We start from the raw sequence: 15,329 nt of genomic DNA, 5'->3' as shown, positions 1-15,329 counted from the left end.
GGGGGGGGGGGGGTGGGGGTGGGGGGGGGGCGGCGGGGGGGGGGCGGGGGCGGGGGGGGCCGGGGGGGGGGGGGGGGGGGGGGCCCCGCCGCCCCCCCCCCCCCCCCCCCCCCCCCCCCCCCCGCGCCGGCCCCGCCCCCCCCCCCCCCCCCCCCCCCCCCCCTCTGCGTACAACCTCTCCCGCACTACTCCGACTTGATGGCCGTCAGCATGTTCAGGCGGGCGGCGCGACGGGCCGGCCACAGGGCCGCCAGGATGCCCACCACCGCGGCCAGCGCGAGGAAGAGCCCCATCCGGCCCCAGGGCAGCACCAGCGCGTACGTCGACATGCTGTTGCCGATCAGCTGCCCGGCCGCCCAGCCGAAGAACACGCCCAGGCCGATGCCGAGCACCCCGCCGAACAGGGAGATCACCAGGGACTCCAGGCGGACCATGCGCTTGATGCCCTTGCGGTCGAGGCCGATCGCGCGGAGCATCCCGATCTCCTGCTGACGCTCGAAGACCGACATGGCGAGGGTGTTGATGACACCGAGCACGGCGACGATCACCGCCATGGCGAGCAGCCCGTAGAGCATGTTCAGCATCAGCGTGAACATCTGGGCGATCTCGTTGGACAGGTCCTGGCGGTCCTGGATCTTCACCGCCGGGTTCTCGCCGAGGGCCTTCGTCAGCTTGTCCTTGGTGGCGTCGGACGGGCCGCCGGCCGTCTTCAGCATCACCTGCATGTCCGAGGCGCCGTCCGTCATGTGCGGGTTCAGCGTCGGGGCGTCGAGCATGATGCCCCGCATCATCTCGTTGCCCTCGTAGACCCCCGCGACGGTCAGGCGCTGCTTCTTGCCGTCCTCGTAGGCGACGGAGAACGCCGAGCCGGCCTTCCAGCCATGGTCCTTCGCCGTGTCGTGGTCGACGACGACGTCCGTGCCGCCGACCGTGAAGCGGCCGTCCCGCACGGGCAGGTCCGCCAGCTTCGTGATCGTGCGGCCGTCGACCCCCGTCAGGTACTCGGTGGTGCCGTCGATCCGGGACGGGGAGTTCGACAGACCGCTGGTCGCGGTGACGCCGTCGGTCTTCTCGAGCGTCTTCAGGACCTCGGGGGACAGGAAGTTCCCGTTCGCCATGGAGACGACGTAGTCGGCCTTCAGGGAGTCCGCGGCCATCTTGTCGATCGCCGACTGGACGCTGCCCGCGATCACCGTCAGACCCGTGATCAGGGTCAGCCCGATCATCAGCGCCGAGGCCGTCGCGGCCGTACGGCGCGGATTGCGCACCGAGTTGAGGCGGGCCAGCTTGCCGGAGACGCCGAACACGCGCAGCACCGGGGCCGCCGCCGCGATCAGCGGACGGGACAGCAGCGGCGTCAGGATGAAGACACCGATGACGAGGAGCCCGGCGCCCGCGCCCATCGGGAGCTGACCGGAGTCGCCGCTCATCGTCGTCGCGGCCAGTACGGCCGTGACACCGGCGGCCGAGACCAGCGCGCCCAGCGTGTTGCGCAGGACCAGGGACTTGGCGGTCGGGGCGGCGTGCACCGCGTTCATCGCGGCGACCGGCGGGATCTTCGCGGCGCGGCGGCCCGGCAGCCACGCGGCCAGCATCGTGATCACGACACCGACGAGCAGCGAGGCGACGACCGTGCCGACGGACACGACCAGCGGGCCGTCCGGGATGATCGCGCCGGTGCGGTCCATGAGGGAGCGCATGCCCGCGCCGATGCCGATGCCCACGACGAGACCGGTCACCGCGGCCGCGGCGCCCACGAAGAACGCCTCGATCAGCACCGAACGCGTCACCTGCCGGCGCGAGGCACCGACCGCGCGCATCAGCGCCAGTTCCTTGGTGCGCTGGGCGACCAGCATCGTGAACGTGTTGGCGATGATGAAGATGCCGACGAACAGCGCGATGCCCGCGAACACCAGCAGCATCGTCTTCATCGAGCTCATCGACGAGGAGATGACCTCGGCCTGGTCGTCGGCGAGCTGCCGCGCCGTGTCGGTGTGCACCGCGGCGCCGTCCAGCGCCGTGTCGAGGTTCCGCTTCAGCTGCTCCTGGCCGGTGCCGGCGGCGGCCTTCACGTCGATCTCGTCGTAGGCGCCCGACTTGTGGAAGAGCTGCTGCGCGGTCGCCGTGTCGAACAGGGCGAGCGAGCCGCCGGCCGCCACGTTGCCGTCGTCGGTGGTGAAGACGCCGGTCAGGGTCGGGGTCAGGACAGGGCCGTCGACGGACATGCGGACCTGGTCGCCGACCTTGTAGCCGGCGCGCCGCGCGGTCTCGGCGTCGAGGGCGACCTGGTTCGCCCCGTGCGGGGCCTTGCCGGCCTTGAACGGGTAACGGGAGTCCTTCTCGCCCCAGTAGTTGCCGCCCTGGGTGGAGAAGCCGTTGCCGACGAGCTTGCCGTCCTGGTCGGCGACGGCCGCGTACCCGCTGACCACGCCGTACGCGGAGGCGGCGCCCGGCACCTTCTCGGCCTTCTTCAGGGTGGCGTCGGTGAGCTTCACCGGCTTGCCGACCTGGTCGCCCTTCGCGGCGGTCGCGCCGGGCGTGAGGGCGACGTCGACGTGGTCGAAGCCCTTGGCGGAGCTCTTCTCCAGAGCGCCGGAGATGGTGTTGGTGAAGACGAGGGTGCCGGAGACGAAGGCGACGCCGAGCATGACGGCCAGCACGGTCATCATCAGGCGGGCCTTGTGCGCGAGCACGCTGCGCAGGCTTGTACGGAACATGGGTTCGGGTCAGTCCTGGGTTCGGCGGGACGGGATCGGGGCGCGGCCCGCGGTCAGCTGGTGCGGCCCTTGGCGTCGAAACGCTTCATGCGGTCCAGGACCGTGTCGGCGGTCGGGGACGCCATCTCGTCGACGATGCGGCCGTCGGCCAGGAAGATCACGCGGTCCGCGTACGCCGCGGCGACCGGGTCGTGGGTGACCATGACGACGGTCTGGCCGAGCTCGCGCACCGAGTTGCGCAGGAAGCCGAGCACCTCCGCGCCCGAGCGCGAGTCGAGGTTTCCGGTGGGCTCGTCGCCGAAGATGATCTCGGGCTTGGAGGCGAGCGCGCGGGCCACGGCGACGCGCTGCTGCTGGCCGCCGGAGAGCTGCGAGGGCCGGTGCCCGAGGCGGCCGGACAGACCCACCATCTGGATCACGTTCTCCAGCCACGCCTTGTCGGGCTTGCGGCCCGCGATGTCCATGGGGAGCGTGATGTTCTCCAGCGCCGTCAGCGTCGGCAGCAGGTTGAACGCCTGGAAGATGAAGCCGATCTTGTCCCGGCGCAGCTTGGTGAGCTGCTTGTCCTTGAGGGAGCCGAGCTCGGTGTCGCCGATGCGGACCGAGCCGGACGAGAAGGTGTCCAGGCCGGCGACGCAGTGCATCAGCGTCGACTTGCCGGAGCCGGACGGACCCATGATCGCGGTGAACTCGGCCTGCCGGAACTCGACGGAGACCTGGTCGAGCGCGACCACCCGGGTCTCGCCCTGTCCGTAGATCTTGCTCAGATCCGTGGCCCGGGCGGCCGCTGTCACGGTCCGGTCGGCGAGGGGGGTGGTGGTCACGGAGGGTGCTCCTGTCGGTACGGGGACTGCCTGCTGGGTACCGTTCCATCGTCTCGGCGGAACACCGGCCCGGAGTCAGCCGCAGCTCCCGTTCCCGGGGGCGACTGGAGTCGGACCGCGGGGCCCCGGGTCATACCTGGGGATGACCCGCGACCCCGAGCCGCCGGGCGGCGCCGCACCCGGCCCCGCCCCTGAGGTGAAATTCCGTCAATCCACGTGGACGCGCACCCGCGGCGGGAAGCGCACGTGGCAAGTGCGGATGGCGTCTGTCAGGGGCCGATGCGGGGGCTGATGCACCCTCAGACCTCAATAAAATAAGACAACATCGCGAGGGAGCCCCGCCGGCCGGGGGAGGCCGCCGGATAGGCTCGGAAGGTCGACGCGGAGCCCCACAGCCTGCCCGGATGGTGGAATGCAGACACGGCGAGCTTAAACCTCGCTGCCCCTTCGCGGGCGTACCGGTTCAAGTCCGGTTCCGGGCACCTCCGCCCCTTCCGCCGCCGGTCACGCTGTGTTCCCGAGCGGGGAACACAGGGGTGCTCCGCCGCGTTCCTCGTAACAGACTGGGAAAGATCCTCCCTGAGCACTAGGCTCGGATCTTTGCCAGCCCATTACTCTTGTGGGAAGGCCATACACGGTGGCCATGGAGGAGTGAGATGAGGAGCAGCAACCCGGTCTTCTCGCGACGGGGGTTCAGCCGCGACAACGGCTATGCGCAGTTCGACGCGCGGCAGTCGCAGGCCGGGGGACCCGCGGTCGGGACGCAGGCCAATCCGTACGGCCAGGCCCCCGCCGGCAACCCGTACGCGCAGAACCCCTACGCCCAGCAGGATCTGCAGTACGGCGCTCCGCAGGCGCCCGCCACCACCGGCCGCATGACGATGGACGACGTCGTCGTCCGTACGGCCACCACGCTCGGCACCCTGATCGTGACCGCCGCGCTCGCCTGGGCGCTGCTGCCGGTCGACGACGCCCACATCGGCAAGTCGTACGGCATCGCGATCGGCGCCGGCCTCGTCGCGATGGTCCTGGGCTTCGTCCAGGCCTTCAAGCGCAAGGCGTCGCCGCCGGTCATCCTGGCGTACGCGGCCCTCGAGGGCGTGTTCCTCGGTGTCGTCTCCAGCGTGGTCGACAACCGGATCGCGGACGGCGCGGCCATGCAGGCCGTGATCGGCACGATGTCCGTCTTCGCGGCGGTCCTCATCGCCTACAAGGCCGGCTGGATCCGCGTGAACCGCCGCTTCTACGGCTTCGTCATGGCCGCGGCGATGGGCTTCATCCTGCTGATGGCGGTGAACCTGCTGTTCGCCGTGTTCGGCGGCGGTGACGGTCTCGGCTTCCGCAGCGGTGGCCTCGGCATCCTGTTCGGCATCGTCGGCATCCTGCTCGGCGCGTGCTTCCTGGCCCTCGACTTCAAGCAGGTCGAGGACGGGATCGCGTACGGCGCGCCCAAGGAAGAGGCGTGGCTCGCCGCGTTCGGTCTGACCATGACGCTGGTCTGGATCTACATGGAGTTCCTGCGGCTCATCTCGATCCTGCAGGGCAACGACTGACGGCTGAGGGCTCACGCCTGACGGTCGTGACACGTCGAAGGACCCGCGCACCTCGGTGCGCGGGTCCTTTTTGTCGGTTGGGGGTGGGGCGTCAGCCGAAGCGGCGTGCGGCACGCCGCAGGTCGTATTCGTGGATGAGCGCCTTGGCGTGACCGTGTGAGAGGTTGTGCTCCCCGCGCAGCCAGTTCACCTTCTCTTCGAAACGAAGGAAGCTGGGGCCGTTCTCTACGGTGTTCATCCAGTCGGCGACTTCACGACCGGTGCATTCGGGGATGCGGGCGATCAGATTGCGGTGGGTCTCCTCGGAGAAGACTTGGGACATCGGCGCCTCCGGAACGCTTCGATGTAGCCGGGTCTTGAGGCAACCGTGCCCGAGCGCCGCCCGCTTGTAAACAGCTACAGTCGCGGCGTGCTTGATACGACGCCGTTGACCTCAGCAGTGGATCAGTTCGCCGACCGGCTCCGGGCGGCTCCGCAGAGCCGCTTGCAGCGGGGCGCCGCCGCGGAGGCGCTGGGGCTGGCCAGGGAGTTGTCCGGGTGGGCCCAGCGGCTGGAGGGGGCGGGGGCCGACGGCGGTTCGGCGGTTCGGGAGATGCCGGACGCGGGGATGTTCGCGGCGGCTGATCAGGTGACGGTCGCGGGGCGGGACCTGGCCGTTGTCCTCCGGACGGAGCGGGAGGTTGCCGAGGCCGTCGATCTGGTGGGGGCGGCGATGAAGCGGGCCGGGGTTTAGGGGTTCGTTTTCGGGTGCGGGCCGGTGGGGCTTCTCGCGCAGTTCCCCGCGCCCCTGAAATGCAGACGCTTCGCGTCGCATTTCTCCGATGAAGGCTGAGCGGCGCAGCCGTTCGCCTTCAGGGGCGCGGGGCTGTGTCCATCAGCGGCTCCGCCGCGGGGCGCGACCAGCCCCCACCGGGCCGCAGAGAAAAATGGGCTCAGGCCGACGCTATGACCCGGTCCGCCAGGATGTAGACGCTGTCGGGGCCGCACTCGAAGGTGAGGGCGTAGGCGCCGGAGACGCCGGAGCCGCCGAGGAGGAACGGGGTGCGGCCGTCGCGGAGGGCGCCGGCGAGCTGCTCGGCGGTCTCGCGGTGGCCCGGGGTCATGCACAGCGTCGTGCCGTCGGCGAAGACGTAGACGTCGAGCGTGCCGAGGGGGCCCGGGCGGACGTCGGAGAGGGCCGTGCGGGCCTGGGCCAGCTCTTCGAGACAGGCCACCGTGCGCTCGTGGTCGCCGGAGACCGGGGACTGCACGGGCACGAAGTCGGGGTGCGAGGGGTGCCGGCGGCGCGCGGCGGCCAGCTCGGGCGATTCCCCGGCGAAGTCGTCCTCGGGCTCGAGGGCCGGCTCGACCGGTTCGAGCGCGGGCTCGACGACCGGCTCCAGGCCAGCGAAGTCGGCCTGGCGCGGCAGGTACAGCTCGTCGCCCAGGGCGCCGCCACCGCCGGTCAGGAACGGCGGCAGATCCGAGGTGTCCCGTGCCTCCTGCGCGGCCCAGAACGCCCGCGCCTCCGCCAGCTCGCGCTCCCGCTCCTCGGCGAGGGCGTCGGCGACGGCGGTGCGTATCGCCTCGGTGTCGGGAGTCGTGCGTGCCGACGGGACACCGGGGTGCGTGGTCACGGCGCGGCCGCGGGCCAGCTCGTCCTGGAGCTCCGCGATCTGCCGGCGCAGGCCACGGACGCTGTGCAGGGTGGTGGCGCCTACGGCCGTGGCAGCGGCCGTGGCGAGCAGCAGGGCAAAGGGGATGGCGCTCACTAGACGTACTCCCGGTTTCAAGTCGACCCCCGACTTACTACATCAGCTTGAAGCCTGGACGAACCACCTGTCAGTGCATTACGTCACGAACAGGACGGGTCTTTTGTCCGGTTGTTTAGCGCCCATAGGGCCTGGGTACGGGGCTGACCTGCGAAAACCTTCTCCCCCGAGACGCATGTCACATCCTGGGGGAGATTGGATCACGATTCCGCAGCCGGTTTTCGCCGGTCGCCCCGGGCCGGCTCAGGTCAGCTCAGGCGCTCGATGACCATCGCCATGCCCTGGCCGCCGCCCACGCACATCGTCTCCAGGCCGAACTGCTTGTCGTGGAACTGGAGGCTGTTGATCAGCGTGCCGGTGATGCGGGCGCCGGTCATGCCGAAGGGGTGGCCGACGGCGATGGCGCCACCGTTCACGTTCAGCTTGTCCTCGTCGATGCCCAGGTCGCGGGCGGACGGGATGACCTGCGCGGCGAAGGCCTCGTTGATCTCGAACAGGTCGATGTCCGAGACGGACAGGCCGGCCAGCTTCAGCGCGCGCTTGGACGCCTCGACCGGGCCGAGGCCCATGATCTCGGGGGACAGGCCGGAGACGCCGGTGGAGACGACGCGGGCCAGCGGGGTCAGGCCGAGCTCGCGGGCCTTCGTGTCGGACATGATCACGAGGGCGGCGGCGCCGTCGTTCAGCGGGCAGCAGTTGGCGGCCGTGACCAGGCCGTCGGGGCGGAAGACGGGCTTGAGGCCCGAGACGCCCTCCAGCGTGACGCCGGCGCGCGGGCCGTCGTCCGCGGAGACGACGGTGCCGTCGGGGGTGGTGACCGGGGTGATCTCGCGGGCCCAGAAGCCGTTCTTGATGGCTTCCTCGGCGCGGTTCTGCGAGCGGACGCCGAACACGTCCATGTCCTCACGGGTCACGCCCTTGAGGCGGGCCAGGTTCTCGGCGGTCTGGCCCATCGCGATGTACGCGTCCGGGACCAGGCCGTCCTCGCGCGGGTCGTGCCAGGAGGTGTTCTCCTGCGCGGCGACCTCGGCGGTGCGGGCCTCGGCGTCGGCGAAGAGCGGGTTGTGCGTGTCCGGGAGCGAGTCCGAGTTGCCCTTGACGAAGCGGGACACCATCTCGACACCGGCCGAGATGAAGACGTCGCCCTCGCCGGCCTTGATGGCGTGCAGCGCCATGCGGGTCGTCTGCAGGGAGCTGGAGCAGTAGCGGGTGATCGTGCAGCCCGGCAGGTGGTCCATGCCCATCTGGACGGCGACGATGCGGCCCAGGTTGTTGCCCTGCTCGCCGCCGGGGAGGCCGCAGCCGAGCATGAGGTCGTCGATGTCGCGCGGGTCCAGCTCGGGGACCTTGGCGAGGGCGGCCTGGATGATCGTGGCGGTCAGGTCGTCGGGGCGCAGGTCCTTCAGGGAGCCCTTGAAGGCGCGGCCGATGGGGGAGCGGGCGGCTGAGACGATCACTGCTTCGGGCATCACGGCTCCAGAGGGTTCGTTGACCTTTTCAGGCGGGACCGTCTGGGAAGTTACCTGTACGTACAGCCCGGGTCACCGTGCCGGCCGTGTGACTCCCGCCGCATTTTTCTAAGCGCTTGCTCAGCGAGTGCCCCGCCAAGGGCTCGATCGGGTGGTGCCGGAGCCGGACCGGGTCGAGCCGGACGGCGTGGCCGGGGCCGGGTCCTGGGTGGGGACGCGATGGCGGCGGCGGCGCTTCAGCAGGGCCCAGGGGCCGCGCGGGCCCGTCGGCATCGCGGCCGTGACCTCCGTACCGCCCTCCTCGACCGCCTTCGCCGCGGCCCGGGCCACCGGAAGGAAGCCCTCCGCGCGGGACACGTCGGGGCGCTCCTCCTCGGGCCACAGGCCCAGCGTGGCGCACAGCGTGGGCAGGAGCGCCATCGCGGCCGTCTGATAGCCCTCCGCCGAGGGGTGGTAGTTGTCGGGGCCGAACAGCTCGCGCGGGTTCGCCGCGAACTCGGGGCCCAGCAGATCGCCGAGCGAGACCGTCCGCCCGCCCTGCTCCACCGTGCCGATCGTCTGCGCCGCCGCCAGCTGCCGCGAGGCCCGCCGGGCCACCCAGCGCAGCGGCTGCTGCACCGGCTCCACCGAGCCGAGATCGGGGCACGTGCCGACGACGACCTCCGCCCCGGCCGTCCGCAGCCGTCGTACGCCCGCCGACAGATGCCGCACGGACTTCGTCGCCGGAATGCGATGGGTGACGTCGTTCGCCCCGATCATGATCACGCAGACGTCCGGCTGCCAGTCGGGATCGGAGAGGATCAGCGCGACCTGGCGGTCCAGATCGTCGGACATGGCACCGGGCAGCGCCACGTTCCGCAGCTCCACCGCACGCTCCGCGACCGCCGCGAGCCCCGAGGCCAGCAGCGCCCCCGGAGTCTGCCGCGCCCGGTGCACACCCTGCCCCGCGGCCGTGGAGTCGCCGAGCATCGCGAACCGCAGCGGCGCCTCGCCCGAGGGCGGGTCCCCGTACGTGCTGCCGTACAGCCCGTCGGCCGAGGGCACGTGCACGGGATCCCCGTGGTTGCCCACCTGCCGCCGCGCCATCTGCACCTCGGCGAGAAGCACCCCGACCGTGGCCGCGCCCAGCAGCCCGATCCCGCCTCCGCCGTACGCCGCCCCGGCGGCGATCCGCCGTGCCACCCTCGCCCTGCTCGACATGTTCCGCACCCACCTGCCTCTCTCCTGCGGATTACGGCTTCATGAACTCATTGCCCCGTAGACACGGTCGGCCAATCGCAACGGGAGATGAAGGGCCGGTGCGCGCCATACGCTGGTCACATCCCTTACACAGGACACCCGGAGAAAACCGTGCAGATCCACGACTCGATGATCAGCCTCGTCGGCAACACCCCGCTGGTGAGGCTCAACAAGGTGACCGAGGGCATCCAGGCGACAGTCCTGGCCAAGGTCGAGTACTTCAACCCCGGCGGCTCCGTGAAGGACCGCATCGCGCTGCGCATGATCGAGGCGGCCGAGCAGAGCGGGGAGCTGAAGCCCGGCGGCACCATCGTCGAGCCCACCAGCGGCAACACCGGGGTGGGGCTCGCCATCGTGGCCCAGCAGAAGGGGTACAAGTGCATCTTCGTGTGCCCCGACAAGGTGAGCACGGACAAGATCAACGTGCTGCGGGCGTACGGGGCGGAGGTCGTGGTCTGTCCGACCGCCGTGGACCCCGAGCACCCGGACTCGTACTACAACGTCTCCGACCGGCTGGTGCGCGAGACGCCGGGCGCCTGGAAGCCCGACCAGTACTCGAACCCGAACAATCCGCTGTCCCACTACCACTCGACCGGCCCTGAGCTGTGGGAGCAGACCGACGGGAAGATCACGCACTTCGTGGCGGGCGTGGGCACCGGCGGCACCATCTCCGGCACCGGCCGCTACCTGAAGGACGCCAGCGAGGGCCGGGTGCGGGTCGTCGGCGCCGACCCCGAGGGCTCCGTGTACTCGGGCGGCTCCGGGCGCCCCTACCTCGTCGAGGGCGTCGGTGAGGACTTCTGGCCGACCGCGTACGACCGCGAGGTCGCCGACGAGATCGTCCCGGTGTCCGACAAGGACTCCTTCCAGATGACGCGCCGGCTCGCCAAGGAGGAGGGGCTGCTCGTCGGCGGCTCCTGCGGCATGGCCGTCGTGGCCGCCCTCCGCGTCGCCGAGCGGCTCGGCCCGGACGACATCGTGGTCGTCCTGCTGCCGGACAGCGGCCGCGGCTACCTCAGCAAGATCTTCAACGACGAGTGGATGGCCGACTACGGCTTCCTGGAGGACACGGGCACCAGCGCCCGCGTCGGCGAGGTGCTCAAGGACAAGGACGGCGGCGCGCTGCCCGAGCTCGTCCACATGCACCCCGAGGAGACGGTCGGCGAGGCCATCGACGTGCTGCGCGAGTACGGCGTCTCGCAGATGCCGATCGTGAAGCCGGGCGCGGGCCACCCGGACGTGATGGCCGCCGAGGTCATCGGCTCGGTCGTGGAGCGGGAGCTGCTCGACGCGCTGTTCACCAAGCGCGCCTCGCTCGACGACCCGCTGGAGAAGCACATGTCGGCGCCGCTGCCGCAGGTCGGCTCGGGCGAGCCGGTGGCGGACCTGATGAGCGTGCTGGGTTCGGCGGACGCCGCGATCGTGCTGGTCGAGGGCAAGCCGACCGGCGTCGTGAGCCGGCAGGACCTGCTCGCCTTCCTGGCGAAGGGCGCCACGAAGTAGGGCTGGTGCTCGGGTTCGTGCGATCGGTACGCGCGCGACACGTGCGCGCAGCACCCGCTTAACAACGGTCCGGCAGATTGGTGGGTGTCGGCAGGGGTGGGAGCGGCTCCCCGCCCCGGCCGGCATCGCAGCGGTGTCGAGGATTCTCCGGAGCGGCTCCCGGACTTCGCCGACGCCCAGGACGCCGGTCCGGCCTGACCGGACCGCGTCCCCCGCGGGGACCGCCGTCGTCCCGCCCTCCGTCACAGGGGGTGCGGCGGTCCCCGCGCATACTTCTTTCCGGCGCGCGGCTACTCGACGAACAGGCCGCGCTCCGCCGCCCGTACGTCGAACTCCTCCAGGCGGGCCTGGGCCTGCGGCAGCGCGTCGCACATGGCTTCCAGGAGCACGCGCCCGAGCAGCATCGGGGCGCACGCCGTGTCGAAGGCGAGGCCGGTGCCGACGGCGGCGGGCAGGAGCAGGTCGGAGTGCTTGGCGACCGGGGCGAACGCGGAGTCGGCGACCGTGACGACCTGGAGGCCGACGGACTGCGCGTAGGCGAGGGCCTCGACGACCTCGCGCGGGTGGCGGGGCAGGGCGAAGCAGAGCAGGGTCGTGGCGCCGGCCCGGACCGCCGCGTCGATACGGTCGACGAGCATGGTGCCGCCGTCGTCCAGCAGCCTTACGTCGGGGTGCACCTTCGCCGCGAAGTACGAGAACCCGTAGGCCTGGGAGGCCGCCGCGCGCAGTCCGAGGACGGGCAGGGGCCGGGACGCGGCGAGCAGCCGGCCCGCCTCCTCGACGGGGGTGGGGTCGGCGAGGAGGCCCGCGAGGTGCCGCAGGTTGGCGATCTCGGCCTCGACGGCCTGCTGGTACTCGTTGATGTCGTCGGCCGTGGCCGGTGCCTGCGGGGCGACCTCGCGCAGGTGGCGGCGCAGGGCCGGGTAGCCGTCGAAGCCGAGGGCGACGGCGAAGCGGGTCACCGAGGGCTGGCTGACGCCGGCCAGCTCGGCCAGTTCGACGGAGGACAGGAACGGCACGTCGCCGGCGCGGCGCACCATGCAGTGCGCGATGCGGCGCTGTGTGGGCGTGAGGCGGTGCCCCTCGAAGAGGCGCTGAAGGCGCTCGGCGGGGCTGTGCCCGCTCTCGCCGTTCATCGTCTGCTCGCTCATGTCTCCCCGTCGGTTTCCGGCCGTGCCGGGCGCCCGCCGGTCTATTCAAGGCGCCCATTTATGCATGATTCTATTCAATTCCTGGGGTGGGCGCCATAGAGGGAGGGGCGCTGCCGATAGGGTGCCACGCGAGCTTCCGCGGTGCGCCAGGGGCGTGGGCGGTGGGATGAGAAGTGAAGAGACGACGGGGTGGCCATGGGGTCGGGTGGCGAACAGACGCTGGCGAGTTCGGCGAGTGACAAGAAGCGCGCCGCGAAGTTCCTGGAAGAGCATCTGATGCCGGACACCCGGTCCGCGTCCGCGATGGCGGACGGCGGCGGCTCGGTGCATCCGCCGCTGCTCGCCCCGCCCGCGCAGGGCCCGCTGAGTCCGCTGATGAAGCAGGACACCGGGCTCAAGGGTCTGTCCGGCTGGGCCAGTGACCAGGGCGTCTCGGACGCGCTGGTCGTCTGGGAGGGGCAGGCGAACAAGCTCCTCGCCCGCCTGCAGGTGGAGCTCAACGGTCTGCACGGCACCAAGAACCTCTTCAACACCACCGACACGGGCATCGGCACCCAGTCGAACGGGATCCGCACGCCCAGCAGCTTCGACGGAATGTGACGGGGACGGGGACCCGGCGATGACGCTGACCTATCAGGACGTGATGACCGTCGATCTCTCCTCGTTCACGGACGTGTCCGCGGCGTGGAAGAAGATGGGCGACCGCTTCGGCGAGTTGAAGACCGACTACGAGCAGCAGGTCCAGGGCGTGCTCGGCAACGGCAACTGGCAGGGCCTGGCCTACGGCACGCAGCAGCAGAACGCCTCGGCGACGGCCTTCGAGTTCGGCGCGGCCAAGGCGCAGGCGCAGGCCGTCGCGAGCCTGCTGACCGACGCGCACACGGAGTTGACGCGCCTTCAGAAGGCGGTCAAGGACCTGGTGCACGACGCGGAGCAGAAGGACTACAAGGTCGACAGCTCCGGCAAGGCCACCTACGTCGGCTACGACAAGATGTCGGCCGACGAGAAGTACGCCCTGCACCACGACCCGGACTACCCGCAGTTGATGGCCGACGCGAAGACGAAGGCGAAGGGCTGGAGCGACGACATCGCCAAGGCCGTCCAGGCCGTCGACGACGCGGACCAGAGCGTGAAGCGGGCGCTGGCCCGGGCCGGGGCCGACGGCAACATGGACGGGATCGGCTTCGGCGGGTTCAACGCGCACGCGGTCGGCGACCTGAAGACGGCCGGCAAGCCCGAGCCCAAGGAGAAGCCGAAGACCGACGGCTGGGTGTCCGAGGGCGAGAGCGAGGCGTCGGGCCCCGGCGTCGGCACGGACGCGAGCGGCCCGAACATCGGCAAGGGCAAGCTCGCCGAGGCCGAGGCGCACGCCGACCTGGGCCGCGCCAAGGGGGAGGGTTCGCTCACCAACGGGCCGTTCAAGCTGTCCGGCGAGGCCGAGGCGTACGCGGGGGCCAAGGTCGGCGCGGAGGGCGGCATCACGCACGAGGGCATCCAGGGCGAGGCCAAGGGCTTCGCGGGCGGTGAGGCGTCGGCCCTCGGGCGCGCCGACGCCGGTCCGGTCGGGGTCTATGGGCGCGGGGAGGTCATGGCGGGCGCCGAGGCGGGCGTCAACGCGGGCATCGGGCTCGAAGGAGTCCACGCGGGCGCGGAGGCCTTCGCCGGAGCGAAGGCCGGTGTCGGGGGCGGCGCCGACCTCGGCGGCATCGGAGCGGGCGCGACCGCCGAGGGCTGGGCCGGTATCGGCGCCGAGGCGGACGCCACGCTCGGCAAGGCCGAGGACGGCAAGTGGAAGATCGGGGCCAAGGTCGGTCTCGCCGTCGGGCTCGGCGGCGAGGTCGGCTTCGAGTTCACCGTCGACCCGGGCAAGGTCGGGGACACGGTCGGCGACATCGCCGACGGGATCGGGAGCCTGTTCTGACCCCGGCCCGCGTAACCGGCCGGCTCTGGGTACCCGCCCAGGGCGCACCCCAGTAAGCAGCAAGGAGGCACCCGCATGGCCACGACCCTGCCCGTACCGATCGAGTTCGAGCTGCCCGACGGCTGGCACGCCGCGCCGCCGGACGCGGTCGGCGCGCCGGGCTCGGCGTTCGTCGCGCTGCACCCGGGGGCGGACGCCGGGTTCACCGCGAACATCGCCATCGACGGCGAGTACCGGCCGGACGACGCGCCGCTCGCCGCGCTCGCCGACGCGTCGGTGGCGCAACTGCGGGCGTCCGGCGCCCGGGTCGAGGTCGTCGAGCGGAGCGAGAAGGGGTCGGCGCAGGCGCCCGGCCTGCTCCAGGAACTGGCCGTCACGGCGGCCGTCTCCGGAGTGCTGCGCGAGCTCGTCCAGACACAGGTGTACCTGGGCATGCTCGATGTCGCCGACCCGCACCGGCGCGTCGTGATCCGGCTCGTGCTGACCGCGACCGAGGCTCAACACCCCGCCGTGCTCGACGACTTCCAGGCGTTCGTCCGCTCGGTCCGCCCCGAGGGCGGCGGCGGAGCGTAGCCGTCCGGTCCGCCTTGCAGCCGCGAAGCGGCCTCTCGTAGGTTGGCGCCATGGGACTCTTCGACAAGCTGACCGGAACCAAGCGGCCCGAGGACGGGGTCGCCCCGCGCCCCGCCGACCAGGTGCGGGCCGCGCTGCTCGGTCTGAACGGGGACGACGTCCCGTACGTCGTGCGCGACGGCCGGGCCGAGGGTGCCGACCTCGTGGCCGAGTGGCGGGTGCTGGAGCCGGCGTGGCGGACGTTCTTCGCGCGCACCCAGGTGAGCCGGGTCTACAAGGTGCACATGCGGCTGGTCCCGGAGAAGAACGAGGTCCGCACGCTGGACAAGCAGTTCGAGGTCCAGTGGGCCGGCGACGTCCCCCGGCTGAGCGTCTCGGCCGAGGCGCAGCGCGGCCAGGTGCGGACCATCTCCAAGCAGCGCACCCTGGGCGGCGGCGGAGCGGAGGAGACCTTCAGCTTCGACAGTGACGATCTGAAGAATCCTCTTCAGGACGCCGTCCTGAAGTCGGGCTGGACGTGGCGCGGAGTGGTCACCGGCAAGCTCTGACCAGCGAAACCTCCGGGCGCCAGGGTATTGACAGAAATATTCATATGGGCCGACCCTGCATGAACATATGCAGGAGGTGG

General features: G+C 71.2%; 14 protein-coding genes and 1 tRNA gene. 8 read left to right on the top strand and 7 right to left on the bottom strand.

Features of this window, described 5'->3' with window-relative positions; all coding sequences use genetic code 11:
* Positions 1-185: 185 nt before the first annotated feature.
* Together ACIBTU_RS36840 and ACIBTU_RS36835 are read right to left on the bottom strand one after the other, a co-directional pair.
* Positions 186-2,717, bottom strand: coding sequence for an ABC transporter permease (locus tag ACIBTU_RS36840; protein ID WP_399131087.1), 2,532 nt, complete (start codon positions 2,715-2,717; stop codon positions 186-188).
* Positions 2,718-2,770: 53 nt separating this feature from the next.
* On the bottom strand, positions 2,771-3,541 hold the full coding sequence (locus ACIBTU_RS36835) for an ABC transporter ATP-binding protein (protein ID WP_399131086.1): 771 nt from the start codon (positions 3,539-3,541) through the stop codon (positions 2,771-2,773).
* A gap of 398 nt (positions 3,542-3,939) precedes the next feature.
* Between ACIBTU_RS36835 and ACIBTU_RS36830 the strand changes: the two genes are divergently transcribed.
* Positions 3,940-4,023: transfer RNA gene (locus tag ACIBTU_RS36830), tRNA-Leu, on the top strand.
* A gap of 174 nt (positions 4,024-4,197) precedes the next feature.
* Positions 4,198-5,094 carry a Bax inhibitor-1/YccA family protein gene (locus ACIBTU_RS36825; protein WP_399131085.1) on the top strand — a complete coding sequence of 299 codons (897 nt, stop codon included), beginning with the start codon at positions 4,198-4,200 and terminating at the stop codon, positions 5,092-5,094.
* Positions 5,095-5,185: 91 nt separating this feature from the next.
* On the opposite strand, the gene ACIBTU_RS36820 is transcribed toward ACIBTU_RS36825, so the two are convergent.
* Positions 5,186-5,416 carry a DUF4287 domain-containing protein gene (locus tag ACIBTU_RS36820; protein ID WP_399131084.1) on the bottom strand — a complete coding sequence of 77 codons (231 nt, stop codon included), beginning with the start codon at positions 5,414-5,416 and terminating at the stop codon, positions 5,186-5,188.
* Positions 5,417-5,503: 87 nt separating this feature from the next.
* On the opposite strand from ACIBTU_RS36820, the gene ACIBTU_RS36815 reads away from it, so the two are divergent.
* Positions 5,504-5,827, top strand: coding sequence for a hypothetical protein (locus ACIBTU_RS36815; protein WP_399131083.1), 324 nt, complete (start codon positions 5,504-5,506; stop codon positions 5,825-5,827).
* A 199-nt stretch (positions 5,828-6,026) separates the two neighbouring features.
* Here ACIBTU_RS36815 and ACIBTU_RS36810 read toward each other — a convergent pair whose 3' ends face one another.
* The 3 genes from ACIBTU_RS36810 to ACIBTU_RS36800 form a co-directional block, all read right to left on the bottom strand.
* Entirely contained in the window at positions 6,027-6,845 is an 819-nt protein-coding gene (locus tag ACIBTU_RS36810) for a hypothetical protein (protein WP_399131082.1), read from the bottom strand.
* Positions 6,846-7,093: 248 nt separating this feature from the next.
* Complete coding sequence (locus tag ACIBTU_RS36805; protein ID WP_399131081.1) at positions 7,094-8,314, bottom strand: acetyl-CoA C-acetyltransferase; 1,221 nt, start codon at positions 8,312-8,314, stop codon at positions 7,094-7,096.
* A gap of 120 nt (positions 8,315-8,434) precedes the next feature.
* Complete coding sequence (locus tag ACIBTU_RS36800) at positions 8,435-9,514, bottom strand: SGNH/GDSL hydrolase family protein (protein ID WP_399131080.1); 1,080 nt, start codon at positions 9,512-9,514, stop codon at positions 8,435-8,437.
* A 150-nt stretch (positions 9,515-9,664) separates the two neighbouring features.
* On the opposite strand from ACIBTU_RS36800, the gene ACIBTU_RS36795 reads away from it, so the two are divergent.
* Positions 9,665-11,056 carry a cystathionine beta-synthase gene (locus ACIBTU_RS36795; protein ID WP_399131079.1) on the top strand — a complete coding sequence of 464 codons (1,392 nt, stop codon included), beginning with the start codon at positions 9,665-9,667 and terminating at the stop codon, positions 11,054-11,056.
* 290 nt (positions 11,057-11,346) lie between these two features.
* Here ACIBTU_RS36795 and ACIBTU_RS36790 read toward each other — a convergent pair whose 3' ends face one another.
* Positions 11,347-12,192 carry a MurR/RpiR family transcriptional regulator gene (locus tag ACIBTU_RS36790; protein WP_399131092.1) on the bottom strand — a complete coding sequence of 282 codons (846 nt, stop codon included), beginning with the start codon at positions 12,190-12,192 and terminating at the stop codon, positions 11,347-11,349.
* 210 nt (positions 12,193-12,402) lie between these two features.
* On the opposite strand from ACIBTU_RS36790, the gene ACIBTU_RS36785 reads away from it, so the two are divergent.
* From ACIBTU_RS36785 to ACIBTU_RS36770, 4 genes are all read left to right on the top strand, one after another.
* Entirely contained in the window at positions 12,403-12,807 is a 405-nt protein-coding gene (locus ACIBTU_RS36785) for a hypothetical protein (protein ID WP_399131078.1), read from the top strand.
* 19 nt (positions 12,808-12,826) lie between these two features.
* Entirely contained in the window at positions 12,827-14,128 is a 1,302-nt protein-coding gene (locus tag ACIBTU_RS36780; protein ID WP_399131077.1) for a hypothetical protein, read from the top strand.
* 75 nt (positions 14,129-14,203) lie between these two features.
* Positions 14,204-14,701, top strand: coding sequence for a hypothetical protein (locus tag ACIBTU_RS36775; RefSeq protein WP_399131075.1), 498 nt, complete (start codon positions 14,204-14,206; stop codon positions 14,699-14,701).
* A gap of 50 nt (positions 14,702-14,751) precedes the next feature.
* Positions 14,752-15,249, top strand: a complete 498-nt coding sequence (locus tag ACIBTU_RS36770; protein ID WP_399131074.1) for a hypothetical protein — start codon at positions 14,752-14,754, stop codon at positions 15,247-15,249.
* Positions 15,250-15,329 lie beyond the last annotated feature (80 nt).

It is taken from the genome of Streptomyces sp. NPDC050145 (assembly GCF_044460245.1).
Classification (GTDB): Bacteria; Actinomycetota; Actinomycetes; order Streptomycetales; family Streptomycetaceae; genus Streptomyces.
The sequence above is the reverse complement of the archived record's forward strand: the minus strand, read 5'-3'. Positions and strand labels throughout refer to the sequence as shown.